This is a genomic window from Oleidesulfovibrio sp. (assembly GCF_047973035.1).
In the GTDB taxonomy this organism is placed as follows: domain Bacteria; phylum Desulfobacterota; class Desulfovibrionia; order Desulfovibrionales; family Desulfovibrionaceae; genus Oleidesulfovibrio.
Window position 1 is genome coordinate 18,677 of the sequence record NZ_JBKEBF010000046.1, and the last position, 26,311, is coordinate 44,987.

21 protein-coding genes and 1 tRNA gene are annotated in these 26,311 nt (G+C 51.3%); 4 read left to right on the plus strand and 18 right to left on the minus strand.

Going from position 1 to position 26,311, the window contains the following annotated elements; genetic code table 11:
* Positions 1-568: 568 nt before the first annotated feature.
* Positions 569-1,993 carry a mannose-1-phosphate guanylyltransferase/mannose-6-phosphate isomerase gene (locus ACK5LI_RS16815; protein ID WP_416951522.1) on the plus strand — a complete coding sequence of 475 codons (1,425 nt, stop codon included), beginning with the start codon at positions 569-571 and terminating at the stop codon, positions 1,991-1,993.
* Positions 1,994-2,212: 219 nt separating this feature from the next.
* On the opposite strand, the gene ACK5LI_RS16820 is transcribed toward ACK5LI_RS16815, so the two are convergent.
* The 4 genes from ACK5LI_RS16820 to ACK5LI_RS16835 all read right to left on the minus strand — a co-directional run bounded on the left by ACK5LI_RS16820 (position 2,213) and on the right by ACK5LI_RS16835 (position 5,316).
* Entirely contained in the window at positions 2,213-2,623 is a 411-nt protein-coding gene (locus ACK5LI_RS16820; RefSeq protein WP_416951524.1) for a hypothetical protein, read from the minus strand.
* Between the two features lie 15 nt (positions 2,624-2,638).
* A complete protein-coding gene (locus ACK5LI_RS16825) occupies positions 2,639-2,851 on the minus strand; it encodes a hypothetical protein (protein ID WP_416951526.1) in 213 nt (70 codons plus the stop codon).
* A 122-nt stretch (positions 2,852-2,973) separates the two neighbouring features.
* Positions 2,974-4,371: an ankyrin repeat domain-containing protein gene (locus tag ACK5LI_RS16830; RefSeq protein WP_416951528.1), complete on the minus strand. Its 1,398-nt coding sequence runs from the start codon at positions 4,369-4,371 to the stop codon at positions 2,974-2,976.
* A gap of 57 nt (positions 4,372-4,428) precedes the next feature.
* On the minus strand, positions 4,429-5,316 hold the full coding sequence (locus ACK5LI_RS16835) for an ankyrin repeat domain-containing protein (RefSeq protein WP_416951530.1): 888 nt from the start codon (positions 5,314-5,316) through the stop codon (positions 4,429-4,431).
* Positions 5,317-5,681: 365 nt separating this feature from the next.
* Here ACK5LI_RS16835 and ACK5LI_RS16840 point away from each other — a divergent pair, with 365 nt between their 5' ends.
* Positions 5,682-5,888 carry a hypothetical protein gene (locus ACK5LI_RS16840; RefSeq protein WP_416951532.1) on the plus strand — a complete coding sequence of 69 codons (207 nt, stop codon included), beginning with the start codon at positions 5,682-5,684 and terminating at the stop codon, positions 5,886-5,888.
* A gap of 228 nt (positions 5,889-6,116) precedes the next feature.
* Here the strand turns inward: ACK5LI_RS16840 and ACK5LI_RS16845 are convergent, their stop codons facing one another.
* From ACK5LI_RS16845 to ACK5LI_RS16880, 8 genes are all read right to left on the minus strand, one after another.
* On the minus strand, positions 6,117-6,419 hold the full coding sequence (locus ACK5LI_RS16845) for a hypothetical protein (RefSeq protein ID WP_416951534.1): 303 nt from the start codon (positions 6,417-6,419) through the stop codon (positions 6,117-6,119).
* A gap of 334 nt (positions 6,420-6,753) precedes the next feature.
* A complete protein-coding gene (locus ACK5LI_RS16850) occupies positions 6,754-8,514 on the minus strand; it encodes a GNAT family N-acetyltransferase (protein WP_416951536.1) in 1,761 nt (586 codons plus the stop codon).
* Positions 8,515-8,724: 210 nt separating this feature from the next.
* On the minus strand, positions 8,725-9,243 hold the full coding sequence (locus tag ACK5LI_RS16855; protein ID WP_416951538.1) for a GNAT family N-acetyltransferase: 519 nt from the start codon (positions 9,241-9,243) through the stop codon (positions 8,725-8,727).
* Entirely contained in the window at positions 9,236-10,327 is a 1,092-nt protein-coding gene (locus ACK5LI_RS16860) for a D-alanine--D-alanine ligase (protein ID WP_416951540.1), read from the minus strand. Before ACK5LI_RS16860 ends, ACK5LI_RS16855 begins: the two co-directional genes overlap by 8 nt.
* Before the next feature lie 2 nt (positions 10,328-10,329).
* Positions 10,330-11,376 (minus strand): D-alanine--D-alanine ligase family protein, encoded by a 1,047-nt coding sequence (locus ACK5LI_RS16865; RefSeq protein ID WP_416951541.1) that lies wholly within the window; start codon positions 11,374-11,376, stop codon positions 10,330-10,332.
* Entirely contained in the window at positions 11,367-12,707 is a 1,341-nt protein-coding gene (locus ACK5LI_RS16870) for a KamA family radical SAM protein (RefSeq protein ID WP_416951543.1), read from the minus strand. The genes ACK5LI_RS16865 and ACK5LI_RS16870 overlap by 10 nt, the downstream gene beginning before the upstream one ends.
* Positions 12,708-12,981: 274 nt before the next feature.
* Positions 12,982-14,403 (minus strand): sigma 54-interacting transcriptional regulator, encoded by a 1,422-nt coding sequence (locus ACK5LI_RS16875; protein WP_416951545.1) that lies wholly within the window; start codon positions 14,401-14,403, stop codon positions 12,982-12,984.
* A 148-nt stretch (positions 14,404-14,551) separates the two neighbouring features.
* Positions 14,552-15,514 carry a metallophosphoesterase gene (locus tag ACK5LI_RS16880; protein ID WP_416951547.1) on the minus strand — a complete coding sequence of 321 codons (963 nt, stop codon included), beginning with the start codon at positions 15,512-15,514 and terminating at the stop codon, positions 14,552-14,554.
* A 235-nt stretch (positions 15,515-15,749) separates the two neighbouring features.
* Here ACK5LI_RS16880 and ACK5LI_RS16885 point away from each other — a divergent pair, with 235 nt between their 5' ends.
* Positions 15,750-18,062, plus strand: coding sequence for a PAS domain-containing protein (locus ACK5LI_RS16885; protein WP_416951549.1), 2,313 nt, complete (start codon positions 15,750-15,752; stop codon positions 18,060-18,062).
* A gap of 204 nt (positions 18,063-18,266) precedes the next feature.
* Positions 18,267-18,343: transfer RNA gene (locus tag ACK5LI_RS16890), tRNA-Asp, on the plus strand.
* A 145-nt stretch (positions 18,344-18,488) separates the two neighbouring features.
* Here the strand turns inward: ACK5LI_RS16890 and ACK5LI_RS16895 are convergent.
* The 6 genes from ACK5LI_RS16895 to ACK5LI_RS16920 all read right to left on the minus strand — a co-directional run bounded on the left by ACK5LI_RS16895 (position 18,489) and on the right by ACK5LI_RS16920 (position 26,252).
* The gene (locus ACK5LI_RS16895) at positions 18,489-18,827 is read right to left on the minus strand and encodes a 2-hydroxymuconate tautomerase family protein (RefSeq protein WP_416951551.1); all 339 of its coding nucleotides are present in this window, start codon (positions 18,825-18,827) and stop codon (positions 18,489-18,491) included.
* A gap of 163 nt (positions 18,828-18,990) precedes the next feature.
* Positions 18,991-20,631 carry a putative bifunctional diguanylate cyclase/phosphodiesterase gene (locus tag ACK5LI_RS16900; protein WP_416951553.1) on the minus strand — a complete coding sequence of 547 codons (1,641 nt, stop codon included), beginning with the start codon at positions 20,629-20,631 and terminating at the stop codon, positions 18,991-18,993.
* A 153-nt stretch (positions 20,632-20,784) separates the two neighbouring features.
* The gene (locus ACK5LI_RS16905; RefSeq protein ID WP_416951555.1) at positions 20,785-21,573 is read right to left on the minus strand and encodes a nitroreductase family protein; all 789 of its coding nucleotides are present in this window, start codon (positions 21,571-21,573) and stop codon (positions 20,785-20,787) included.
* Between the two features lie 190 nt (positions 21,574-21,763).
* Positions 21,764-23,857, minus strand: a complete 2,094-nt coding sequence (locus ACK5LI_RS16910) for a methyl-accepting chemotaxis protein (RefSeq protein WP_416951557.1) — start codon at positions 23,855-23,857, stop codon at positions 21,764-21,766.
* Between the two features lie 141 nt (positions 23,858-23,998).
* Positions 23,999-24,925 carry a DMT family transporter gene (locus ACK5LI_RS16915; protein WP_416951559.1) on the minus strand — a complete coding sequence of 309 codons (927 nt, stop codon included), beginning with the start codon at positions 24,923-24,925 and terminating at the stop codon, positions 23,999-24,001.
* A 478-nt stretch (positions 24,926-25,403) separates the two neighbouring features.
* A complete protein-coding gene (locus tag ACK5LI_RS16920; RefSeq protein ID WP_416951561.1) occupies positions 25,404-26,252 on the minus strand; it encodes a flagellin in 849 nt (282 codons plus the stop codon).
* Between the last annotated feature and the right edge of the window lie 59 nt (positions 26,253-26,311).

A 26,311-nucleotide genomic window follows, 5' to 3' on the forward strand; every position in this document is an offset into this window, starting at 1 on the left:
CCGAAAAATAATGATCCTCAAAAGTAGGAATTTCAAAAGGATATAAGTCTCTTCTAATCTGTATCGGGGAAAGTAGAGAATTTGCCTTTCGGGGTAGGTTAAAGGGATTAACAGTCCATAAGATGAGCACCCGATATATTCAAACACCTCGTCAGCGATGAGTGCCCTTCACGATCCGCATCTCCGCCGTTAACCTTCTCTGTGCCATTCTGCACGAGTTGCTGGTTATTTTGAACGTTTTTCCACGCCGCTGTCTTTGGGGCGCGACTGGTTACTAAGATGGATGAGTTGTTCGTGAATATCGTCGTTAGCTATGCTAGTATGTATGGCGTTTGACACTCTTCTCTGTTTAGTTCTTTTAATTATGGTAGCAAGCCCAAGAAATAATGTTTCAGGTATGATTAATCTGGCTAGGTTGCCGTTACTCTTGTTGTCACCATAGCTCCTGCCATCTCAGGATTGACCAGCAAGCATGATTTAGGGTAGCCCAAGCGGTATCAGATACTAGACTCTTGGTGCGTTTTCCGACCAAGGGATGCGGCATGTTTTAACTACGGAGAAAAGTTAGTTGATCACTCCCGTTATTCTTTCCGGCGGCTCAGGTACACGCCTTTGGCCTCTTTCGCGTAAGTTGTTTCCAAAGCAGCTTATGCCCATGCTCGGCGAAGATTCATCGCTTTTGCAGATAACGGCAAGCAGAGCCAGAGAGGCGGCAGAAGGCGTCGCACCTATTGTGGTTACTAACGAACACTACCGTTTTACCATTGCTTCCCAGTTGCACGACATAGGTATTGCAGCGAGCAATATCATTCTGGAACCTGTTGGCAGAAATACAGCTCCTGCAGTTGCTGTTGCGGCGATGGCTGCAATGCGGAATGGAGACGATCCTGTTTTGCTGGTTTTGCCTGCAGACCACTATATTAATGATGCTCCTGCATTTGTTGCAGCAACTCAGGTTGGTCGTGAGTGGGCAGACAAGGGGGCGCTGGTTACCTTTGGTATCACTCCTGACAAGCCGGAGGTCGGATACGGGTACATTAAAAAAGGCGAGTCCCGAACAGGTTCAGACGCTGCCTTTAACGTGGCGGCATTTGTAGAAAAACCTGATCTTGAGACGGCGCAACAGTATCTGGACTCGGGAGCGTACCTCTGGAACAGTGGTATGTTTATGTTCCGTGCTTCAGTATACCTGGAAGAAATACAGAGGTTTGCGCCTGAAATGGTAGACGCTTGCCGTCGTTCGTTTGATGATGCCCGCCATGATCTGGATTTCCTGCGCCTTGAAGCGCAGGCTTTTGAACGTTGTCCTTCCGATTCCATTGACTATGCCGTGATGGAAAAGACGGAGAGAGCCGTTGTTGTGCCGCTTTCCTGCGGCTGGAGTGATGTCGGGTCATGGTCAGCTTTGCATGAAGTTTTGCAGAAAGACGCCAAGGGCAACGTATGCATCGGCGATGTTGTCGCAGAAGAAGTTCAGGGCTGTTACCTGCACTCTACCAACCGCCTTATTGCCGCGTTCGGGCTGGAAAACATAGCGATTGTGGAAACAAAAGACGCGATTCTGGCCGCTCCCCTTGATAGAGTTCAGGATGTTAAAAAAATTGTTAATGCCCTGAAAAAGACGAATCGGGAAGAAGCAGAGTCCCACTGCAAGGTATTCCGTCCGTGGGGGAACTACGAAGGGATTGATCTCGGTGGCCGCTATCAGGTGAAGCGCATTACAGTGTACCCCGGACAAACCCTTTCGTTGCAGAAGCATTACCACCGTTCGGAGCATTGGATCGTAGTAAAGGGGACAGCCCTTGTAACCAAAGGTGACGAGCAGATTCTTTTGAGTGAAGATCAATCTACTTACCTGCCCTTGGGTACCGTGCACCGTCTGGAAAATCCGGGTAAAGTGAATCTGGAACTTATTGAAGTTCAGACCGGAAGCTATCTGGGCGAGGATGATATCGTCAGGTTTGAGGACGTATACGGCAGAAGCGACAGTTAGCGGAAACGGGAAATCGTGCTGCACGACAGGTCTGTTGGTAGCAAGAGATGCATGTTAGAAAATTTTGCCGGGGTGGCGTAAAGAAGTCCTGTCTGCACAGTTGGTTGCCCAAGACTTTTTTAGTAGACGTGACAGTGTAGTGGACTGCTAACTTTTTATAGATGTAATAAAACGGCCCGAACAATTCGGGCCGTTTTTTGTTATTCAATCCGGCAAAGGTTATTTTGCTTTGAAGTAATAGATTACCTTCATATGGTTGATGGCGTCTGCCTGCACTTGTTCAGTCAGCGGCCACTTTTCAGTGTCGATGTCTTCTGCTTTTCCACGCCATGACATATACACTTTGGCAAAACTCTGTCCTGCCTGCCCCATAAACAGAAAAGCGCTTTCAGCGTTGTTGCCGTTTACTACCAACGTATCTTCCAGCTCGTTGCAATGGTAACGCACTATAAGGCCGTTTTCGGCTTCTATCTGTCCAATTTCCGGTTCAGCTTTGCATCCCATGGCAAGAGCATTGAGCGATTCTACGGCAAAGCGTTGTATGTCGTACTCCGGCAGCTGCCAGGCATAAACGCCGTAGAGATTGGTCCACGACTTGAACTCCTGATCCTTTGGAATTTGCTCAAACACAAAGCTGTTATTTTTTTACTGGCGATATGCCTTGAAGTCTTCCAACTCTTTTGTTGATTTTATCCAGAGAGGAGGGGGGAATTTTAAGACTCCTTCATATAACTTAATGGTCTGCATAATTTTTGGTTCCGGTTCTTCCGCTTTGGCTGGCGCTGGCGTCAAGCCGATGAAGGCTGTCAGAAGAACGGCGACTGCCATTATGCTGCCTCTCCCCGTGCTGCTTTTCATTGAGTGTGTCTCCGGTTTTTGTTTAAAATTATTAATAAAATTTATATGGAAACAGGCTGTACGCTGATTCAGACACCTATTTACGGTTTCAACGCGATGCCGTGCTGACTGAAACGCTTTGGTTAATCGAAAAGGCTGAATCCTTTTTCCATTGTTATCAGCTGCATGTCGGATAAAACTCTGGCTTTTGTTTTTTCAGGGTTGGCGACAGCAGACAGGCGCCATGCCTGATACACCATAACAAACGTATTCTGATATTTTCCAAGAAAGAGAAATCCTTCTGTCTGCTGCGCTGTACAACGCACGTGCAGGAGTTGCTGATCTTGCTTTTTTTGAATCACTTCAAAATGTATTTCTTCTCCGCACTGTCCGGTAAAGTATGTATCTGCTGATTCTACAAAGGCTGTGAAAGACGTCTGCGGTAAAGAAAAACCTTTTATGAGCTGATAGCTGTCCCATTTGTCCAGAGATTGCCCTATGGGCGTAAATTCGTATATGCGTTCATTACCAAGGCTTTTGAAGTGCTGTTGCAGATTCTCTGTCGCTCCGAACTGATGGGTCCAAAACGGGGCAGGGTACGTAAGGCCCATTTCATAGAGAAATACTTTCTGGGTACGCGTTTTCTGCCCTGTCCCATCAAAAAAAGACGTAGCGGGTGTATCATCCAGATGCTGCGGACGTTCTAACTCTGCAGGAATGGCTAAGTACTCCCCGCGTTTTTCAAGAAAATCAACACAGCGCCAGAACCACATATATTGCCCATCGTGCGGGTCTGTGACCATATGGCGGGGAGTGCCAGTAAAATTGCTGCGTATGTTAGAAACAAAACTGTGTCCTTTTGCGTCGTTCCATGCGTAGTCAACACCCTGCTCCAGCAGGTGCAATGCCAGCCTGAAGTTGCCTAGCCCTCCTGCCATATCAACAAGTGAAGCATTCTGACTGCCTTTGCGATGAATGTCTGCTCCACTGTCGATAAGCAGTTTGAATACAGCCTCATCATTTGCGAAAAGAGCCCCCTCTATGGGTAATGTGCCAATTCCCGGCAATTTCAGATTCGGATCTCCTTTGCCAACTTCAAAAATTGCCTTCAGGTAGTTGAGATCAAGCTCTGCGTTTGCGGTTTTGGTTACTGTCCAATGTACAAGTGAAGATATGGTTCCGCTGTCTGTTCTCCATATGCTGTTTGCGTTGGCCCCCAGCTCTAAAAGTTTTTTAAAGCCATCCGGATTCGGGTGCTCGGTGACCCAATATGCGACTGTGGCTCCATCGGTACCGACGGCATTAACGTCTGTTCCTGCGGCTGCCAGTTCGTCCATTTTTCGGGTATCGCCCGCAGTTGCCGCAAGGGCCAATTGCTGAAGCTGCTCATTGTCAGGAAACATTTCCTTAACGCTCATTTCTACCAGCGGCTTTCGGGGCACCGCGGCGAACGCTGCAAGATTAGTCAGCAAGAGCAGAAAGATAACCAAAATCAGAGGCGTTGTTTTTTGCATATGTGTCAGGTTTGTCAGAGTGTGCATGAAAGTCTTGCAGCCAGAGAGGTAATGATCACGGAAACGGGTGCTGTTTTTCAAACTCTACGGCTGCCTCTTTTGAAATTTTGGGGGCAGCTGCCCGTTGCAGCTTGATAGCATAAGGTGTTTTTTGGAAAATATATCCCCTTTTCTCCATAAACAGGACACAGCGCCAGAACCATAGTCGCTGACTATCTCCCATCCAGTGCTTTTTTTCGTCCAGTATCCTGTTAAAATCGTCTTGCATGATGCCGTGCAATGTTTCGCCTTCAGGGCCTGCCAGCGTGTAGTCCGCGCCATTTTCCAGCATAACGTGCGTTGATTCATACGCTTCTCTGCCGGCTGCATATGTAATGCATAGCGATTGTATTTGGTCATATAATCAAGTTCGGCACCATGGTCGGTCAACATTTTCAATACAGGAGTGGAGTTGAAAAAAATGTGATGCGTCATCGGCCTTTCACCATCACATTCAAGGTTTGGATTGCCGCCGGCAGCAAGAGCTGCTTGCAGATATTCGGCATGGATTGTGTGCATTACAGAACATGCATGCCGGAACTCGTCTGACTGGAGAGTCCACTCAACGTTCGGGTTTGCACCAAGCGAAAGCAGGTGCTTGAAGCCTTTCATGTTACGTTTATGCAGAGTCCACATGAGTACGGTGGCATTATGTGCTCCTCTGGCATTTACATCGGCTCCCTCAGTAACCAGTCTGTCGATTGTTTTAATATCGCCTTGGGCGGCTGCCCGGGCCATCCGGCGTGTCTGGATATCGTCAGGGAAGGATTCGGCCAAAGTCGGGCCGCTGTCTGGTACAAAAGGAGTAGTTACAAGCGCGACAGGAGATAAAACAAGAAGAGTTGCCGGAAATGCTGCTCCGTAAAAATCCCTCTTACTGCATCCTGCCAGTAAAGACACCATGATTAATGAAGTGCACAGAAGCTTTTTCAAAAGCTCTCCTTATATTCTGTAATGCGGATGCCGAGCTTGATATGTAAACCTGTATGCGTGTACTGGTGTTGACTGGTGTTGTCAACGAGCGCTGCTTATTTCAACTGCAGCGATACAGTCATCGGTGTACAATTGGGAAGCAGCAACGTGATGCTGTATCGAACCTGGACAGATTGTTCAGGTTGTATAATTTTTATGCATTGAATTTTTTTATTTGTGTTAATTTTTTATACATATCTGAAGATGTAAAATATTTTTCCAAAGTAATTCATATGGGTATGTATATGGCATGGCTGTTGCTTTGGAATGTTGTAATTGGTTTGCGTAGTGCATAATTCCATACGATTTTATTAAGGAGAATATAAATGAAGATTACGTCAATTATCACTGTTGTGGCTGTGTTAGGAATTCTTGCTGTGGGCGTTGTGGCTTATGCCGGCGGGCATGGGTACGGTTACGGACATGGAAATGGCCATGGAGGCCATGGTATGGGAAAAGGCGGAATCAGTTGTCTGTTTGACGGACAAAATAATACCAACGGTATGAACAACTTTGTGCACGACAACCGGTAAGTTGTCCGCCGCAGTTCCGGCATGCTGCGCAAGCAGACAGGTACGGAAGATATAAACAAAAAAACACGGCCTTCTGTATTCGCAGGGCCGTGTTTTTTATTTGATTTTTAGGGGGATAGCGCGAAGGGCAACTTAGTTTGTAGCTGGTGGCTGGCGCATAACTTTGCGTTGCTACCTTCCCTCCGCGAAAAGCGGCGAACTATGCAAAAAAAAGCAGAAAAGTCTGCTCTATTCGTTTTTGCCGTTCGCTTCACAGCATGTTTTGGTTTCCTGATCGCACTGGCAGTGCGGGCACACCGATACCCGGGCTTTAATCAGACCGCCGCAGTGGCGGCATTCACGCCAGCGTCCGTTGGGCAATACTATGGGCTTTAAAAAGGGCAGGACAAGCACCATAAACGGCAGGAAAAACGAAATGACAAACCATAAAAGGGCCCTGCGTCCTTTGTAGTCTGCAATAGCGGCACCGCCGATGCCGAAAAGCAACGGGATAAGTACGGCGGTGAGTGATATTCCGGACTGGTCGAGCATGCTTACTCTCCTTTGCTCTGCCATGCGGGTGCCTGAGTTGATATTTGCCTGTTAGCGGTGGAGCGATACCCGTATGTCGGAGCTGCTGGCTTTACTGTAAGTGTTCACTCAGACATTGCAATAAAAAACGCCGGAGGACAATGTGTGAATAATTAATTGTCCGCTTAATGCCCTTTTTTGGGGGAATACCCTGTCTGAAAGCAATTCTATGCAGCAATGACAGGTAATTTGGGGAGTTAAAAATATTGGAACCTGTACTTACGATGAAGCACAGGTTCCATTACGTTCTGGCGGTGTGGCGCAGTAGTGTCTGATGATACAAGTGCAAAGGCAGTTACTGACGCAATGTCTCTGTCATTCCTTCGTACAGCCCAGTGAAAAAGTTCCGTGCGTTTACTCCCAGAGAACGGATGCGGTAGCCGCCCTCCTGAATGACCAGCGTGTGCAGTCCCAGTCTGCCGATAAGCCTTCCGTTATGGGCAAAATCCTTTGCTGTCAGGCTCCATGTGCCTGTGGGGTCGCCTTTGGCGGGATCAAGCCCCAGCCCGATAATAAGAAATGTCGGTTTGAAGTCGCGTATGCAGTCAAGTGCGCGTTTCAGCACATTGGCGTACTGCTGACCATCTACCTTTTCCAGCAGGGGAAAGTTTTTGTTGTATCCTGTCCCTTCGCCTTCTCCTGTTTCTTCAGAAAAACCACTGAAGTACGGATAAGCAAACCGCGGGTGCCCATGAATGGATACTGTAAGAACATCGCTTCGCGTGTAAAAAATATTCTGGGTGCCGTTGCCGTGGTGGTAGTCCACATCGAGTATAGCCACCCGTTCAAACGCTGCCAGATGCTGCGCTGCCACTGCTGCGGTGTTGAAGTAGCAGAATCCGCCAAAAGCTGCATGTTCCGCATGATGCCCGGGGGGGCGGACCAGAGCATAGGCAAGCCTTCTGCCTTCCAGCAGATGACCGGCTGCTGTCAGCCCGCAGTCCACAGCTCTTTTTGCGGCAAGAAATGCGTTTGCGTTTAGCGGCGTAAAAGTATCTATGCAATAATAGCCTGCCCGAACAGGCAGTTCTCGCGGCGGGCGGGAGGCGTTGCGTATGGGAAACACATATGGATACAGCGACTTCCCCTCAGGCAGGCGCGAACACATTTTTTTCAGGTAGCTAACGTACTCCTTGCTGTGCACGGCAGTGATGTGCGCTTCGGAATAGTGCTGTACAGGAACTTCTTCAAACAGGTTAGTGGCAAGTAGTGCTTTACGTATGCTTGCTATTCGTACCGGTGACTCCACATACCCGCGCTCACGGATGTGGTGGATGTCGTGCTTGTCGTTAACAACCATGACTATACGCAGGTCGCTGCTTACTTTTGCCGGTTTCGCCGAACCGGTAGTGCCTTCGGCTTTGGTGCTATATCGCGGCTCGCGCAACTGCATGCGTGTATCAGAAAAGGACTGCACCACCATTTCGGTGTATTCCGGCGAGCATGTTCCTTTGTATTTTCTGGTCAGGATGGCTTGCACGATTTTGCGGGCTTTGGTTCTGGATACATTGAATGAACCGCCCAGCGGATCTGCCACCAGATACGGCGGACAGTCGTCTCCTTCTTTCAAAGGTGTTTCGTATGCTGTGCCGATGATCGGGCGTGCGCCGTAGCGCTCATAAAATTTCAGACGGGCCGCGTTTTCTTTGAGGGTTGCGGAATCGGCACATAAAGCGGGGTCGTCGGGCAGGCATTCAAAAAAGAGCGCAGTATCGCCCAGCGCCCGTGCTTCTTCGCGAATGCGTTCATACAGGGCAGAGCCAATGCCGCCACCACCGTGTTTACTGCTTACAGAGATGTAATCCAGATAGCAGAAGTGCAGGTCTGTAAAATGGCAAAGCAGGGCGAATCCGCGTACGTTGGCGCGTCCGTCTTCTGCCACAAATAAAATGGATCTGTATTTTTTAATGAAGGGGTCAGAAAGCTGTCTGGGGAGAGCCTGAACATCTTCTTCCGCCAGCAGCGGAAACCGTTCACGCAGAATCTGCTGGGCTTTTTCCACCGCACGCATGTCTGCGGGAATGCGTATGTCGTAGATGGGACGAATGCGGAACAAGTTGCCTCCGGTAATGGGGCTGATAATGGCGTACAGTGGGTTTTATGGAAGCAAGACAATGTATTGCAGGGGATTAAGGGAGTGGGGAAGATGCGCCGGGTGGCTGCTGACTGTCCTGATAGCCAGCATAGCAGCTTCCGTCAGAGTTCGTGCCGCCGTCATCATGGCGGAACCGGTCGAACGGGTCTATTCGAACGGTTCCGCAGCCCTCTACACTACTTCCAGTCTGAAAATTACCTTGTCGTCGTTTTTGCGGTAGAAGTCTTTGAGTACAGCCTCTGCCGTGAAGCCTGTCCGTTCATAGAACCGGCGTGTCGGCGTATAGTCGGGCGTACCTGATGTTTCCGCAAAAAGCAGACGACCTCCTGCAGCGCGGACATCGCCGGTCACTTCGTTCAGCAAGGCTGCCCCCAGCCCTATATGCTGGCAGTGTGGATTCACGGCAATCCAGTACAGGTCATATGTGCCTTCTGTGGCAGGTGTCGGGCCGTAGCACGCATATCCGGTCACAGTTGTTTCCATCTGCGCAAATACAAACAGGTAGCCGGAGGCCGCTCCGTGCTGCAGGTGTTCAGTCACAAGTTCTTCTGCAACGTCAGCTTCCTCTGTCGTAAAGAATCCGGTGGCTTTTACAATAGCTCTGACAGTCGCAGCATCTGATGGCAGTACCTTCCGGCGGAAGGTGACATCCTGCAGCGTTGTCGTTGAATGCGGTGCGGTTCTATGCATGGTTGTTTCCTGCATACGCTGTTCCGTTATTACAGGCATCCCGTACGATCATGTCGACCAGAGCTTCAAAGGATACTCCGGCCCTGAGCGCGGCCGCAGCCAGCCCCGCATCAGGGGCAATGCAGGGGTTGGAGTTCACATCTATGATGAACGGCCGAAATGGAGACTGTGCGGAACCGTCTCCGGCCACGCGAAAGTCCACCCGTGCATACCCCGCAAGGCCGAATGCCTTCCAGCATGCTGCCGTTGCTTCGCTCAACATGTCGAGCATAGGGGAATCGGCCTCCGGAAAGTCAAACCGGCGTACGGTGTTGTGGTATTCAAACGTATTATCATGCCATTTGGCGGCATACCCGACGATTTTGGGCCGGTCAGCGGCAAAGCCGGTAAATTCTATCTCCGCAAAAGGCAGAATCCGCACACCGTCCTGTCCGTCTGTAACGGCTGCTATGTTAAACTCTCTTCCGTCGACATAGCGCTCTGCAAACCACTGCCCGCCGTGATTTGAACGGCATCTGGCAAGCGTAGTAGTAACGTCTGCGGCGGCAGCGGCATCAACAAGGCATGAGTCGTCAATACCCAGTGATGCATGTTCGTGGACTGACTTGCACAGGTAACGGCCCGGCACAAAAGCGTCATGCTCGTGAAACAACTCGCTCATTCCGCCACATGTACCATCCTCTTTTATCCATGCAGGCGTATGCAGCCCCGCAGTGTTCAGAATCTGTTTGCACAGCAGTTTGTCGCCGGAAAGCGTCATCGACTGTGCATCCGCGCCTGTAAAGGGGATACCGAGGTGGGCATAGAGCGCCGGAGCCAGCGGAGCCATCCTGATGTTGTTTTCCAGCTCTTCAACAAGGTTGAACACAACATCAGGAGCAAAGGCTGACAGCCTTACACCGGCAGCCTTCAGGTCAAGGTCCACAGCCATAAGTTCCGCTTCATGTCCGCGGGCGAGCAGTGCCTCGCGCACGGCAATGGCCTGAGCTAGTGTATCCTCCTGATCGGGTCTGCCGGTCAGGTATTTTGCATCATGGCCTTTTGCATCATGCACGACTGCATTATGAACAACAGCAATACGCATGGTTATGCCATCAGCAACGGCTGGTCTGCAGGCAGAGCGGTCATTTCGTCTGCAGATGCACCAGGCATGGCCTGCAAGCGCAGGCGCCAGAGTGCGGAGTTCATAATTTCGCCGATGAGCTGCTCATAGCGGATACCGGCCTTGTAGCACATGATGGGAAGGTCTGAATTCACCGGATGTAGGCCCGCCAGAGGGTTCACCTCGATAAAGTTGGGTACACCGGCAGCATCAAAACGCATGTCCACGCGACCGCCATCTCGGCAGCCGAGAGCGCGCCACGCTTCCAGTGCAACGGTTTTGGCTTTTTCTGCATCGTCATCATCGGCAAGACGGTACTGCATTCTGTCCAGATATTCTGCCTTGTTTACGTATCCGTACACATCAGACTCTGCAGCCGGAGCAAATATCACTTCCAAGGCTCCCAACGCTCTGGCGTCGGTGCCTGTTCCCACAATGCCAACCGTCAGTTCACGGCCGGACAGGAAGGTCTCAACCAGCACAGGCTGGTTGTGGCGGGCAATAAGGCGCTCACATGCTGCCATAAGCTCTTCAACGTTTTGCACCTTGGATGCTGCGCCCACGCCGATGCCGGTTCCTTCTGCAACCGGTTTGACAAACAGCGGATAGGGCAGGTCGATAAACGCGGCCTGCGAAGGGTGCTCAACCACGGCAAAGTCCGCCGTAGGAATGCCTTTGTCACGCACCACGTGCTTGGTAACGCCTTTGTGCAGGCACAGGCCCAAGGTCATAGCGTCTGAAAACACATAGGGAACTTTGTAGTAGTCCAGCAGAGCAGGAACCTGACTTTCACGGCCGAAGCCGTGCAGGCCTTCTGCAATATTGAACACAATATCCCACCTGCGGCCTTGCAGCAGGGCCGAAGCCAGCATAGGCAAAGCACCGATGCGTTCGGTTTCGTATCCCTGCGCCTGCAGAGCGGCTTCAATGCCTTCAATGGTGGCAGGGCTGTCGAATTCTGCGGCCTCTTCTTCAGAGTAGCCCAGAGCAAGATAATCGTCTTTCAGGTCGTATGTGATGCCTACAAGCACGGCAGTTCTCCGTCGGTGCAATGAGTGCTGTGTATACTGTCTTCGCACGTTACAGTCAGTGGGGCTGCGGGATCGTAAGAGTGGTACAAACCGCCTTCGTAATTTCGCAGCACGAGGTCTTCTCCGTCATAGCCCTGAACATAGTCGGGCATGAGCGGAATTTTGCCGCCGCCACCGGGGGCATCAACTACATACGTCGGAATCGCATAGCCGGAAGTGAAACCGCGCATACCGCGGATGATGTCCACTCCCTTGTAAATGGAAGTACGGAAATGAGCCGTACCCTGCACCGGATCGCAATGGTAAAGGTAATAGGGACGAACACGGGTTTTCAGCAGACCGTGCATAAGGCGCGTCATCGTGGGCACATCATCGTTAATGCCTTTGAGCAATACCGTCTGGCTGCCCAGCGGAATGCCTGCATCCGCCAGACGGCCGAGAGCCTGAGCAGATTCAGGAGTAAGCTCGTCAGGGTGTGTGCAGTGGATGCTCATAAACAGCGGATGATACCGGCGCAGCATACGAACCAGCGCGGGCGTAATACGTTGCGGCATTACGATCGGGGCCTTGGTTCCTATGCGGATGAATTCCAGATGCGGAATACGGCGCAACTGCGACAGCAGGTGATTAAGCGCAGTATCCGACATGGTCAGCGGATCACCGCCGGAAATCAGCACGTCACGTACTTCCGGATGATTTTCAATGTATTCGATTGCCGCAGGCCAGCGCTTGCGCACGGTGCTTGTAGCGCACGGTTTGCCCACGCGGCGTGAACGGGTGCAGTACCGGCAATAGGCTGCGCAGGTGTCTGTAGCAAGAAACAGCACTCTGTCAGGGTAGCGGTGAATAAGGCCGGGCACGGGGCTGTGGCCGTCTTCGCCAAGCGGGTCTGCAGACTCGCCGGTGTTCAGCGCCCATTCGGAAACCGTAGGAACCATGGTGCGGCGCAAAGGATCAGCCGGATTCTGCGGATCAAACTGCGCTGCATAATAGGGCGTAACAGCCAGCGGCAAGGCCGCAAGGCCTGTTCCTGCGCCGGTTTCTTCTTCAGAAAGCGACAGCATGGTTCCCAGCGTACCAAGCGAGGTGATGCGGTTGGCATACTGCCACCGCCAGTCCGACCAGGTTTTCTGGCAAACATCGGGGTAGAAGCGCTTGCGGAATGCATCCGAGCGGCTGCTCAGAGCAAAACCGGTAGCAGAAGGATAAGCAAGTGAAATAGGGTGTGCGTTGAGCAGAGCGGTGCTCTGCACAGGGGGGCCTGAATGAAATCCCGCAAGGGAGGGAGGCTCTGCGGGAGCCTGTTCTGCTGCTGCGTTGCTGATCGCCACGATTATCTCCGGTTCTAAAGCGAAATGGTAATTGCCGCCCGTTACCAGATGTGCTGCAGGGCGGAATGAAATCGCCTAAAGCAACGCATGTGCCAACTTGTTAACATGCTGTATTAAGTAGAAATATTGTTGTATGGGGATTCTGCTATCGGAACACAAAGTTCCGATAGCAGAGATGTTTATGAAGAAAAGCGGATTGCGACGTGTTTACATCGCAGAAAAGGCGGGGGGACTGATGCGGAATGATAAGTTCCGCTTTCTGTTTTGCGGCACTTTATGTTCCGCTTTTGTGTTCTTTGTAGCAGGTCTTGTCGATGCCATAGCGGGAAAGCAGCTTACGCAGTTGGCGGGTGGTAATGCCTGCACGCTCTGCCGTAAGGTTTATTCTGCCTTTGCATTCTGCAATAAGCTCTTCGATGTAGCGGCGCTGGGCCTGTTCCTTTGCCTGATTACGCACTTCTGCAAGCGGCAATGAAAGGTCCAGCGAGACGTTGGCAAGGGGGGCTCCGCCAGCAAAAAGATCCTGCGGGAAGTTGTCGGGCGAAAGCATGTGCGATGTTTCCAGAATGTATGCCCGCTCCATCAGGTTTTCCAGTTCGCGGATGTTGCCCGGCCATGGATAACGCTGAAACGCTTCCAGAACATCAGGATGGATACCTTGAATTTTTTTTAACTGCTGCTGGCGAAGGCGTTGCAGAAATGTTTCTGCCAGCAGCGGGATGTCCTCGCGCCGTTCGCGCAGGGCGGGTACTTTGATGGGAAAAACATTAAGGCGGAAAAGCAGGTCAGCACGGAATTCACCCTTACGCACCAGTTCTTCCAGATCAACGTTACTGGCGGCAACGATACGGGCTTCCATAGGGATGTCGCTTACACCACCTACGCGTTGAAATACTTTGTCCTGCAGAACCTGCAACAGGCGGACCTGTGTGGAAAGCGATATGGTGCCGATTTCATCAAGAAATATGGTGCCCTTTGAGGCAACTTCAAATCTGCCGGATTTGCGTTTGCTGGCGCCGGTGAAAGCTCCTTTTTCGTGACCGAAAAGTTCACTTTCTACCAGAGTTTCCGGGATGGCACCGCAATGCACCCCCATGAACGGCCCTTTGGCACGGTTGCTTCGGGCGTGGATGAGCTTTGCCAGAACGCCTTTGCCGGTGCCAGTTTCGCCGTGCAGCAGCACTGTGGAGTCTGTAGCGGCAACTCTGCAGACTTTATCAAAAACAGCCTGCATGACAGGGCTTTTTGCCTGCTGCAGCGGGGCGCGAATTTTTCCGTTATCTGCAGAGCGCAAGTATTCAAGTTCTGTCTGCATCATGCGCGATTCGCGCAGGCTTTCCAGCACATAGGCGGCTTCTTCGGCTGAAACGGGATATGTAAGGTAGTTGTCTGCCCCTGCACGGACAGACTTGACAGCCTCGCGGATGTTATCCTGTTCTGCCAGCACGATGATTTCAAGGTTCGGCGCAATGGCCCATAGCGCACGAAGTGCCGTGCGGATGGTATCGAGGTTGCGTGCCGGTGAACGATCAATCCATGAAACATCCGCAAAGAGCACGTCGGGGATGCGACGGGCCAGTGTGGTCTGCAGGTCTTCAGGAGAACGTACCATAGCCAGTTCCGCCTGAGTGGAAAAACTGCGGCTGATGGCTTTGGCGGCAGGCTGATTGCCTGTGGCAACAAGATAGTACTGCATACAGCGTTTATTAGACGTAATTGATGTTATAAATATGTCTTGAAATCAGACAGGTGATTTGCCCATCCAATGCGCTTATTGCTGTTGCTTGGCAAGTGTTATCTGAACAATGTCCCATGCTGTTGCGCAAGAGATATCTTAGTGTATTCTAAAAAGTTTTCATAGCCCGCAGGGTGTGAATTACAATTTCCGGCCTACAGAACAGCCGCGCCTGAACGGAGGAAGACCCCGTCCCCTTTGATGTATACCCCTGCATTCCCTTGAAGCTCCATGCGCCGCGGACAAGCGCGCGGGGGCAGTGGCAGTTGGTCATTACAGGTATTCCCCCGGGCAGGCAGCTCTGCCCGCCATGGGTGTGCCCGCAAAGGTATACATGTACCCCTGTTGCCGCTGCCTGCCTGAATGCTTCGGGCGAATGCGCCAGCAGAATAGTCGCCGCTGAAGGTGGCGCATCCTGAAGTGCCGCGGGAATATCCTGCGTACCGAAAAAATGGGGGTCATCAATTCCCGCCACTCGTAAGGCTGCACCATCCAGAACCCATAACACCGCTTCATTAAGAAGAACCCTTATGCCTGTTGATTCTATTGCAGGCACATGTTCCAGCCAGTCGTGATTTCCCAGTACTGCCAGCGTGCCAAGCCTGCACCGGATAACCTGCATCAGCTTTTGCAGATGGGACAGAGCAGTGTCTGCGGGACCGGATGTACCGAATCGGAAATCACCGGTGATGATGCAAGCATCTGCAGATAAACCGGAGACCGCTTTCAGTAAGGCTTCACAATTATCTGCAAAACCGTCCAGATGCAGGTCCGAAAGGTGTAAAATACGCAGTCCGTCAAATTGTTTTGGCAAAATTTGCAGCACAACGGTGTGTTCTTTGATTGTTATATCATGCGCTTCAGCCCGTGCCCTTTCAAGCAGGCCGAACATTTTCAGTCCGCGCAGTACCGCGCGGGCAAATAGTTGCGATTCTTCCGGATGGGTAAATGTCAGTTCATACTTGTACTGCGCCTGCTTTTTTTGCAGCTGAATGCGCTTATGCCACAACTCGGGCTTCAGACGACCTGTGGCAGCCTCAATATATGCCCGGGAAATTTCAATGTGCATCATGTTTACCTTTGTTTTTAACAAGAGAGAAGCATAGCTGCAGACTGTCGCGTACGTAATTATTTCGTCATGTATTTTATGGTTACTCCCCAATTTCTTTATGTTTTAGTGTTGTTATTTTGTTTTGGTGCGTACTAGTATGCACCCATTCCGAATGCAGCGGTATTTCGCAAGTCGGAAGTAGCAGGGGTATAATACATATCGCAGTTTGTTTTCTGCAGAGTGAGAGCGCGTTAACATGCTTAATTCGTTACTTGATTGCACTGGCAGTGAAACCGGAAAGCTAACAGTATTGCTGGATGGCATGCTGGTGCCGATAGTCGTTGTGCATGCCGGTACCGGCAGGGTGCTGTGGGCGAACAGGCAGGCATTATCTATGCTGGGCAGGTGCGGGGGAGTGCTTGCCAATCCCCTCCGGTGTACAGTGAGAGGGCTTGCAACATCATATTCTGAAGGAAGCTGGCATTCTGAAAGTTCTGTCTGGCTATGCGGAGAATCGCTTCATGCTGAAGTGCTGCCGGTCGACTGGAACGCGGAGGATGCTTTATTGCTCCAGCTGCATGCGTCGCCCAGAACGGGAGTTGATTTTCCTGCAAAGCATTACTGGGGATGCTCCGGCGTGGTGGAGGCAAAAGAACGCTACCATACTGTATATGACGGCATGGCGCAGGGGGTGCTTTTTCAGGACGCTAACGGCAACATCATCTGTGCGAACAGTACGGCACAGCAGATGCTCGGGCTGGATTGTGAAGAAGGGCAGGCCAGTAACCAATGTTTCAGTGCATGGAATGCTGTCGATGTGCATGGTGTCCCTATGACGCTTGCCGATTTTCCGTCCATGCGGGCTTTGCAGGCTGCGCAGCCGGTGAATAAGGTTGTAATGGGAGTGCAGCATCCGCAGCATCTTCAGACCAGATGGCTTGTAGTAAACGCAACTCCTTTATTTGCAGAAGGGGCAGAGGCTCCGCATGAGGTGTTTTCAACCTTTGAGGATATATCCGAGCTGATTGAAATCCGGCAGGAACTGGAAACGTCAACCAACCGGTTACGGCAGGTGATCGATAATGCTCCTCTGGGCGTCTTTATATGGCGCTATGGTGAGGGGCGTTTTTATTTTGTTCATGGCAACCCTGCCGCCGAACGTATGTTCGGAGTGATGACGCAGAAGTGTGAAGGTAAGCGGATGGTGGAGGTTCTTCCTAACCTGCGGCCGGAAGACCTGCCGAAAAGGCTGGAACAGGTCATGCTGACCGGTATTCCGTCATTTACTGCGCAGATAGAATATTCTGGTGATACTGTCTCCGGCGCATTTGAAGTGCATGCCTTTAAAGCCAGCGACGACCTGCTGTGTCTGATGCTCCAAGACATTACGGATAGAAAGCGGACGGAAAAGGAAGTCGAGAGGCTGGCCAAGCTGATGCATATACTGATCGACTTCATGCCTTCTGTTCTTATCGGCGTTGATGCATCGGATAAGGTGACACACTGGAACCATGCAGCGCGGGAGCTGACAGGTATTACTTCTGATGATGCGGTGGGCATGCCTTTTACCTCACTGTTTGACTGGCCTGCTTTTTTGCGGCAGGTGGCCATAGGGGAGTGTCCGGCCGGAGGGTGCGTACAGATTGAAGATGCTGCCTGGGAATCCGGCGGCATCGTGCGCAACTGGAGTGTTACCAAGTATGCTTTGCCGGATGACGAAGGCGGAGGATATGCCATCCGGCTGGATGATGTGACTGAGCGGACGCATCTGCGGGAGATGATGATTCAGTCCGAAAAAATGCACTCCATAGCAGGCCTTGCCGCGGGCATGGCGCACGAAATCAATAATCCTCTCGGTGCCATCTCGCAGGCGGTGCAAAATGCCAGACGCAGACTGATGACGGAGCTGCCTGCCAGCAGGAAAGTTGCCGACGAGCTGGGGCTGGATTTGCAGGTGATGCAGGACTACATGCAGCGGCGGGATGTACCGTCTTTTCTGGATGATATTCACAAAAGTTGCCTGCGGGCCGGTTCAATTGTAAGCAATATGCTGGCGTTTTCCCGCGAGGAACGTTTTTCACGCGCTACTGCGGATATAAACACAGTCCTGCGACAGTCTGTGGCTCTGGCTGAAAGCGATTATGACCAGAAAAAGAAATACGACATCAAGCGTGTGCAGATTCAATATGATCTTGCCGATGATTTGCCGGAGATCTGGTGCAATATTCAGGATTTGCAGCAGGTTTTTTTGAATCTGCTGCGCAACAGCAGTCAGGCCATGAGCATAATTACGGAAGAAGGCTACACGCCTTTGTTACAGCTTGAGAGCAGGATGCTGCCGCAGGGGATGATTGAGGTAAGCATACGCGATAACGGACCCGGAATGAGCAAAGAAGTCTGCAAGCGTTGTTTTGAACCGTTTTATACTACAAAGCCTGTTGGCGACGGTACTGGGCTGGGACTGTATGTCAGCTATCTGCTTATTACCCAGCATCAGGGCAGCATCACGGTGACAAGCTGTAAAGATAAAGGAACCGAGTTTCAGATTCAGTTGCCCGCGCTATGCTGAGTGTGAAAGTAGTACGTGTAAAAATAACGTTATTCCGATAGCTCCGCTGCCTGCAGAATAAGTGTCACGGTAAGCTTAGTTAAAAAACTGGGTGTTCACGGAAAAAAAGAGCAAAAAAAAGAAAAAAAGAAAAATACTGCTTGACGGCGACCCCCCACTTCGATAAACCCCTTTTCCACACGGAAGGAAACTTCCTGACAACGCGGAGCGGTAGTTAAGTCGGTTATAACGCCGGCCTGTCACGCCGGAGGCCGCGGGTTCGAGTCCCGTCCGCTCCGCCACTTGGAAAAACAGGGTTGCAGTGAAAGCTGTAACCCTTTTTTCATGCCTGAGCGAATCTGGTCCGGCGGATACGGCATATGTATTCCTGGAGCCCTTCACATCACAGCAGAGTGCCGAAGGCTCTGCTTGCAGGCTGCAAGGCCGTTACTCTGGATATTTCTCTGAACACAGCTCGCCGCCTGCTCCCCAGTTTTCCTTTTTGACTTCATCAATAATCACATACACCGATGCTTTTCCGCATCCGGTGATTCTTGCTGTTTCCCTGGTGAGCACCTTCACCAGCTCACGCTTTTGTTCCAGCGTTCTTCCTTCCCATAATTCTACTCGTATGACAGGCATGTGTACTCTCCTATGCAGTGGTACTGTTGATATGAAAAGACGGGCGGATACTGCGGTAAGAATTGAACATGCATGCTGGCGATGGCATTGGCACGCCGCGCAGCATTCGGGTGCAAGTGCCGCCGGTACAGATTGTTGCTGCAATAATTACGAAAAGCAGCTTTGTACTCTCTTCCAGAGACGCTGTAGTGCGTTAAGCGGTGCCTAGGTCGGCAGTATGAAGATTTTTGCGGGGCAGATTCCGGTCATGCTGCTGGTGGAAGGTGCTGTGTCAGGCGGCTATTCACATAATAACTGCTTCGGCTAATCAACCGAGTTTTTCTTTTATCAGCGGCAGCACTTCGTCTTCGGGAATTGGCCTGCCGAGGTAAAAACCTTGTATCTGATCGCATCCCAGTCCTTTCAATAGCTCAAGCTGTTCCTGTGTTTCCACCCCTTCTGCCAGAGCAATAAGACCCAGCCCGTGTGCAAGATTTATGATTGAGCGCACCACGCGCAGTGAATTTGTATCGGTGGTGATGTTATCTACAAAGCTTTTGTCGATTTTAAGGCAATAGCATGGAAATCTGGTAAGATAAGCAAGGGATGAATAGCCGGTGCCGAAGTCGTCCAAAGCTACTCGTATGCCTGTTGAATGCAGGTGGTGCATTTTTCGGGCTGCTGCTTCAGGGCTGTGCATAAGTGCGGATTCTGTGATTTCAAGCGTGATGGCTTCGTTGGGAATGGAGTGTTTTTTCAGCGTGTTTTCAAAACGGCGCAGGAAAGTGGGCCTGTCTAGATGAACAGCGCTCAGGTTTACGGAAAAATGCAGTTTTCTACACTCCGGGCATTGTGCGCGCATTTGCCTCCACGTGCGGCAAGCCAGATTCAGAACGTATTGGTCGAGTTGGAGGATAAGCCCTGTTGCTTCTGCCAGCGGGATGAATTCTGCCGGGCTGATCATACCCCGGTCAGGATGCTTCCAGCGGGCCAGCACCTCAAAGCCTACAAGCGCAGGAGGCGACGACAAAGCGTATTGGGGCTGAAAAACAAGAAAGAAATGCTGGTTTTCCAGGCTTTGGCGGAATTGGCTTTCAAAGTGGATGGTGTGGTGTGCCTTGGCCTGCATGGATTTGCTGAAGATGGAAATGCGGTTCCGGCCGCGTTCTTTCGAATGCATCATGGCCATGTTTGCTTTGGCGATGATGTGTTCGGGCCGTATGTCCTGCGCGTTTCCAAGATAAACGCCAAAGCCGCAATCAAGGGAAAAGTGGATGTTGCCGACAATGTATTCTTTTTGCAGTACCCGTTTGATTTCACGTACCCGCCGTATTGTTTCGCGCGGGCTGTATCCGGGAAGCAGGATGGCAAAATCATCACCTCCCAACCGTGCGGCAACTTCTCCGTCTTTGGTGGCATCTGCCAGACGACTGCTTAGTTGCTCCAGAATCTGGTCGCCCACGGCATGGGCAAAGCTGTTGTTTACTCTTTTAAACCCGATGATATCGACAAAAAGCAGAGCGTACGGTGCAGAAGGCAGGTTGGCTACCGCTATCTTCAGTTTTTCAACGATATAGCGTCTGTTAGGCAGGCCGGTCATATAGTCATGCATGGCCTGATTGCGAAGTACAATGTTGGCTTTGAAAACACGCCGTAAAACAGCTGTGGTCACGTTGGCTGTTACCAGAACAAAAATCGACCCCAGAAATAGAATCCAGCCGAAGACAAGTTCCATGGGCAGCGATATGTCAGTGATATGTGTACTTAAAACAACAAGGTAGCCGAAGACGAAGAGCGAGATGAGGCTTAGCAGGCAAGAAAAGGCGAAGCGGTTTCTGATGTATTGCGCAGGGGATTGCAACCGCATCTCATTAAGCAGCGTCCAGTACCGCAAAATGCTGATGACCAGAATGCATAACCCGCCGCCAATGGCCATGGAAAAGAAAGGGAAACCGTTAGCTTCAATCATTGGATGTACAGAAAATTATTCCGTTAGCTAGGTTTAACTCTATAATATGTTAAGAATATAGACAACTTTCAAGGCATTGTCACACGCTTTGACAGTGCTGGCATGATAAACATAAGCAGGGAGACCAGCATGTCTCCCTGCTTATGTGCATTCTTATCGCCAGCTGATAATGCTTTTTTTCCGCGGGGGGATGCGTTTGTAACGGTAAGCAGGAATACCAAGCATCAATGCTCCCTGCATGGTATGTCCCTCCGGCAGCTGCAGGTATTCGGCAACTGTGGCAGAGTTTTTAGCTGCCATCATCAGAAATCCTGCCCAGCACGCCCCAAGCCCCATGGGCTGACAGGCTGTTTCTATTGCGCTTAATGCTATGGTGCAGTCCACGTGCGGAATGAGGGCGCTCTGGTGTGTATGCGCAATAAGCAGGCAGGGAGCCTGCCTGTGGATGATGTCTACGCCGCTGTCGTACATTTGTACTACTTCAGGCAGCAGGTTGCTCTCGCGCATCCATGCAATGACAAGTTCTGAAAGGGCAGCAATGTGAGGTTGTTCTAGGACAAGCCAGCAGACTGGCTGCATGTTTCGTGCAGTGGGCGCCCAGCGGGATATATCAATAAGCTCTTCAACTTTGCTGCGTTCAAGAGGCTGCTGTTTAAATGTTCTGATGGAGCGCCTTGAGCGTAAAAGCTGGCGCACCTGAGCGGGGGAAACCGCTAAATCCCGCTGAACAGGCTCGCATCCTTCTGAATCAATGCCGTCCAGCGAAATGGCATTGGCGGGACAGATTGCAATACAGTGACCACAGTCTATACAGTGGGCATCAGCCTCCGGAACAGGCTGTGCAGTGCCGTCGGGCTGTTGCGTAAAAAGCAGATGCGGACATTCAACTATGCAAAGACTGTCCTTTTTGCACCGTGCAGAGTCTATTTTGATTACAGGCATTTTCACTCCTTTGGCATGGTTATGAACGTGCTTGTCTGATTACAGGTACGTTTGGCAGCGTAATGAAATTGTATCTGCCGTAATTGAGGATGTAACATCTGCTTTGATATATGAAAACATGCTGCGCTTCGCAGGTACTAAAAAAGGCCGCACTCTGTGCGGCCTTTTGTTATTTTTTGTCGCGGGTGCGTCAGGCGGATTTGAGCTTTTCTATAAGGTCCTGAAGATCATCTGCAAGCCTTGCAAGGTTGATGACCGCCTCGTTTGATTCGTGCATGATGTCGGCTACATCGCCGGCAATACGGTTAACTTCTTCGGTGCTGCGGGTGATCTGTTCAGATGCGGCAGACTGTTCTTCGCTGGCTGTTGCGATGTTACGCACCTGATCCGCTGTTTCGATGACAATCTCTACAATGCTGGAAAGCGAGTTGCCGGCCTCTGATGCCTGCTCGGTACATTGCCCCACAAGGGTGGTTACATTACTCATGCCTTCAATGTTGACGCGGGTTGCCTGCTGAATAGCGGTAACCGCACCGCCAACTTCTTTGGTGGCATGCATGGTTTTTTCTGCAAGTTTGCGTACTTCATCCGCAACAACGGCAAAACCTCGTCCTGCGTCGCCTGCGCGGGCGGCTTCAATGGCGGCGTTCAGGGCCAGCAGGTTGGTCTGGTCGGCTATGTCAGTGATCACATTCATAATTTGACCAATGTCTTCCGCCTGCTTGCCTAGCTTGTCCAGCGTGGTTTGCAGTTCATGCGTCACCTTGTCTACCTGATTGATGCTGGAAACCACCTGGCGGACGATCTCCCCACCTGTGTCAGCCTGTGTTTTCGCTGTTTCTGCACTTTCTGCAGCGCGCGAAGCATTGCTGGCAACTTCAAGCACGGTGGCGTTTATCTGTTCCATGGCGGTTGCAGCCTCAGCCGTACGTTCACGCTGCATACCGGCATTTGCGCTTGCCTGTTCAATCTGGCCGGAAAGCTCCTGCGAGGATTGATTAACCTGCATGACAATAGACTCAAGCTGCTTTGCGGCAGAAAGCATGCCTTGCTTGGTCGCATGTTCTGCCTGCTCGCGGGCTGCGCTGGCTTCCTGCAGGGCCACTTCGGCTTTCTTCGTCTGCTCTTCAGCTTCCAGAGTCTTGCTGCGGGCCTCTTTAATGGTGGCTGCCAGTTCTGTCACCATAGTCGTCATGCTGGAATGTAACGTTGCCAGTTCACCGCTGAAATGGCGTGCTTCCGGCATCTGATCGTAGTTGCCGCGGGCGACTACCTGTGCAGACTCTGCAAGCATGGCAATAGGACGTGCTATCGAACGGGCCAGCAGCCATGCAATTCCAAGCAGCAGAATGGCCAGCCCCAGACTGAGCATAAGGACGTTGCTTATGGTCTCCTGCGTTGTCGCAAAAACTTCTGCTTTGTCCTGAATCAGTACGAGCTGCCATCCTAGCCTGTCAGAGTGATGTACGGTGGCCAGCTTGCGGATACCATCCAGATCCACCTCAATGGAGCCGCTTGTCATGGAAGCAAACTGCTCCAGAGACGGGATGTTGAGGTCGTTGACATTTTTAAATGCCCGCTTGTCGCTGGCAGGGTCGGAAAGAATTACTCCGCCGTCTTCAATAAGCATGACATAGCCGGTTTCTCCGACTTTGATGGCAGAGGTAACGTTCGTCAGCGTAGCCAGATTGATGTCGATGCCTATGACTCCGATGATCTTGTCGTTTTTGCGCACCGTTGCGGTGATCGTGCCTACGGGTTCTCCGGATGTGGAAAGGTAGGCTTTACTTAATGACGCCTCATCTCCAGAGGCCATAATTTCTTTGTACCACGGGCGCTTGGTGGGGTTGTAGCCTGCGGGCAGTTTGTCTTCAGGAAATTGTACAAAACCGCCATCAGCCGTTCCTACGTATGCATAGTCGTAGTTCGGGTTGGAAGTAACAACACCACCGAAGATATCGAACAGTTGCCTTTCAAGCTCGGTAGCAAGAGTACTCCGGTTAATTTCTGAGTCATGAGTTTTTGTGGCGTACACGGTCAACTGGCCGGGGGCTTCTTTTGTGTCCCGAAGAGAAGCGAGGAACAGAGCTGTGTGCTTGCCGCCCTCAACAAATGTGCTCATGAAATCGTCAATTCGTTCGAGCTGGCTTGCGGAAGATGTTTCGAACGCCTTTTGCGATAAACTGTTAATATTGAAATACACAATGGTAGATACACCGCCGATGGCAATGGCGATGGATAAAAGCAGACCGAGAATTATTCGTGCTTTGATGGAGTTGAGCATGGCTGTCCCCTGAGTATGCTAAGGTTAGCAGACACTGATGCTGTTATAAAAAAAATAATCCCTTGGAAGCTGCTTGTATAATGCATTATATTTAACAATAAGTCTCTAGTAAAATAAGGCCATATGTATAGCGCTGTGGCTTTATTTTGGTGCGGACTTCTGGCAAAGGTATAGGCCGCCTAGAACGAGCGCTGCACCTCCTGCCTGTGTAACGGACAGCCTTTCTCCCAGTACCAGAAACGCAAGAATAGCCGAAACAACAGGAACGAGATTGATCCAAGCGGAAGCTCTGCTGGCGGGTATGATGCTTACACCATAGTTGTACAGACCGAATGCGCCCAAAGTGACAAATAGTCCCAGATAGCTGATGCTTAATAACGGCAGGGCTGCATCTGAAGTATCGGTCAAAGATGCATGCACGATGGAGAGAAAATCTGCGGGAAGCATAAACGCACCGGGCAGGAAAAATATCAGGCCGGCAAGTATTTGTACTCCTGTAATGATGACAGGAGAAAACCTTGCCCCGAGTTTGCGGCATATGATGGTGTAGCCCACACCGCATGCCATGGCTGCCAGTTCCAGCAAATTGCCCAGCATAGGCGACGGGGCCGATTCTTCCGGTGCGCTGGCCAGCGTAAGCCACACCACACCGCATACGGAAACAGCAAAGCCCGCCCACATGTTGCGGGTTACCTGTTCGCCCAGCAGGCTGCCTGCCACCACTGCCACCATAAGCGGCATCATGGCTGATACAATGCCCGCCTGAGATGCTGTTGTCAGTTGCAGTGCATAGCTTTCGCATACAAAATACAGGCACGGCTGGAAGAAGGCGAGAAGCAGCAGGAGTGATATGTCACCCCGCCGGATGCTGGCGTGTCTGTGTCGTAACCACGCAGGCAGCCAGAAGGGGAGAATGGCTATGGTAGCCACCAGCTGCCGCAGCCAGACAATGGACAGCGGCTCAAAGTATTGCAGGCCGATTTTGGTGGCGACAAATGAGCTGCCCCACAATGTGACAGCTGCGAACAAGGCTATGGATGCCAGTATAGTGGACTGTGTGCGCGGCACGGTAAGCTCCTGATGTGGCGGGAATAAGGGCGCGAAGTATAGGAAGCGCAGGCTGCAAAGGCAATAGGCGCAAGTGCATATGCCATTTTGTACTGAAGCTGGAACGCGGCGCCTGTATCAGCTGCAGGAGCGCGTTTGTCGGGTAAATCCGTTCCAGTTCTGCGTATTATATCGGTGTGCTTTGCTATATCACCGGAATGTCGGGGTGCCTCAAGTGGTTGTGATTGCCTTGTTGAAAATTGTTACATTATTTTCCCTGAAGGGGGGATAGCGCTTAACGTCTATATGGAGCAGGGTGAGACGGGAGATATGTGAAATAGTACCCTGCGGGTGCTTCTCACGCGCACTTGCTGGCGACCGTTCAAGCAGGGCAAGTTTATATATACGGAAGGAAGCAGGTTGCGCGTGTTGCCGCCGCAAGCTGCAAGCCCGAAAGGCAGGTATCAGAGGGACACCGCTATTCTCCGGCTCGCGGGCATCACGTGTCGGTGTCTACAATTTTGCCTACGTTCGTCAGCACATAATCAAGAAGCAGCTCCTCGACAGAACGTTTGTCGTCGCTCGCTTCGCGTGTGGTTGCGGCGGTCGTCAGAATGTCCGCTTGCGACGACAACGATGCCGCATGGGATGAGAGTCCTTCAGAGCGTTTTTTCAGAATTGTTTCGATACCCTGAATGTCAGAAACATAACCGCTTAATGTGGTGGCAGAGGTTGCCGCAGTGGCTGCATCCTGAATGTCGGCCGTGCTGAACTGGCCTTTCAGATATGAAATGTCGTGCAACGCAAGGTTGAAACCGGAGTCACCCGCCTGAATATGAATATCGCCCGTGGTGCCGAGTGTGCCGGCTGTTCCGTTAAGTGTTACCCGTTCGTCACCGGCCCATCCATCGGCGCTGAGCAGCTTGAATCCGTTGTACGAAGCATTGTCGATACTGCCTTCGATGGTGTCGATAAGTGTTTGGTATTCAGCCTGTGCGGAGGCAACAGTCAACGTGCCGTCTGAAACGCCTTCCGCCAGCTCCTGCATGCGTTCCAGACTGGTGCGGATAACCTCTGTGGCACTTTGGGCCATGTCTGTAACGGATTTTGCTTCGGAAACATTGCTTGATGCCTGTCTGAGCATACCCGCATCACTGCGCAACTTACCGGAAAGAGCCTGAGCCGTCGGGTCTGTCAGTTTGAGTGATCGGGAATCCTGCAATACCAGATCACGTAGCGACTTGCCCACTTCGCCGCCCAGAAACAGATTGTTTGTAAGCATGTCTTGCTGCAGCAGGCGCAGAGACAGATCAAAAATGAGCTGACGTGATTCTGTTGTGTACGCCATGAGTGGTTCTCCTTAGCTGCTGCAATGCTTTATTCAGGCCGCTTTGCAGGGATGACGGC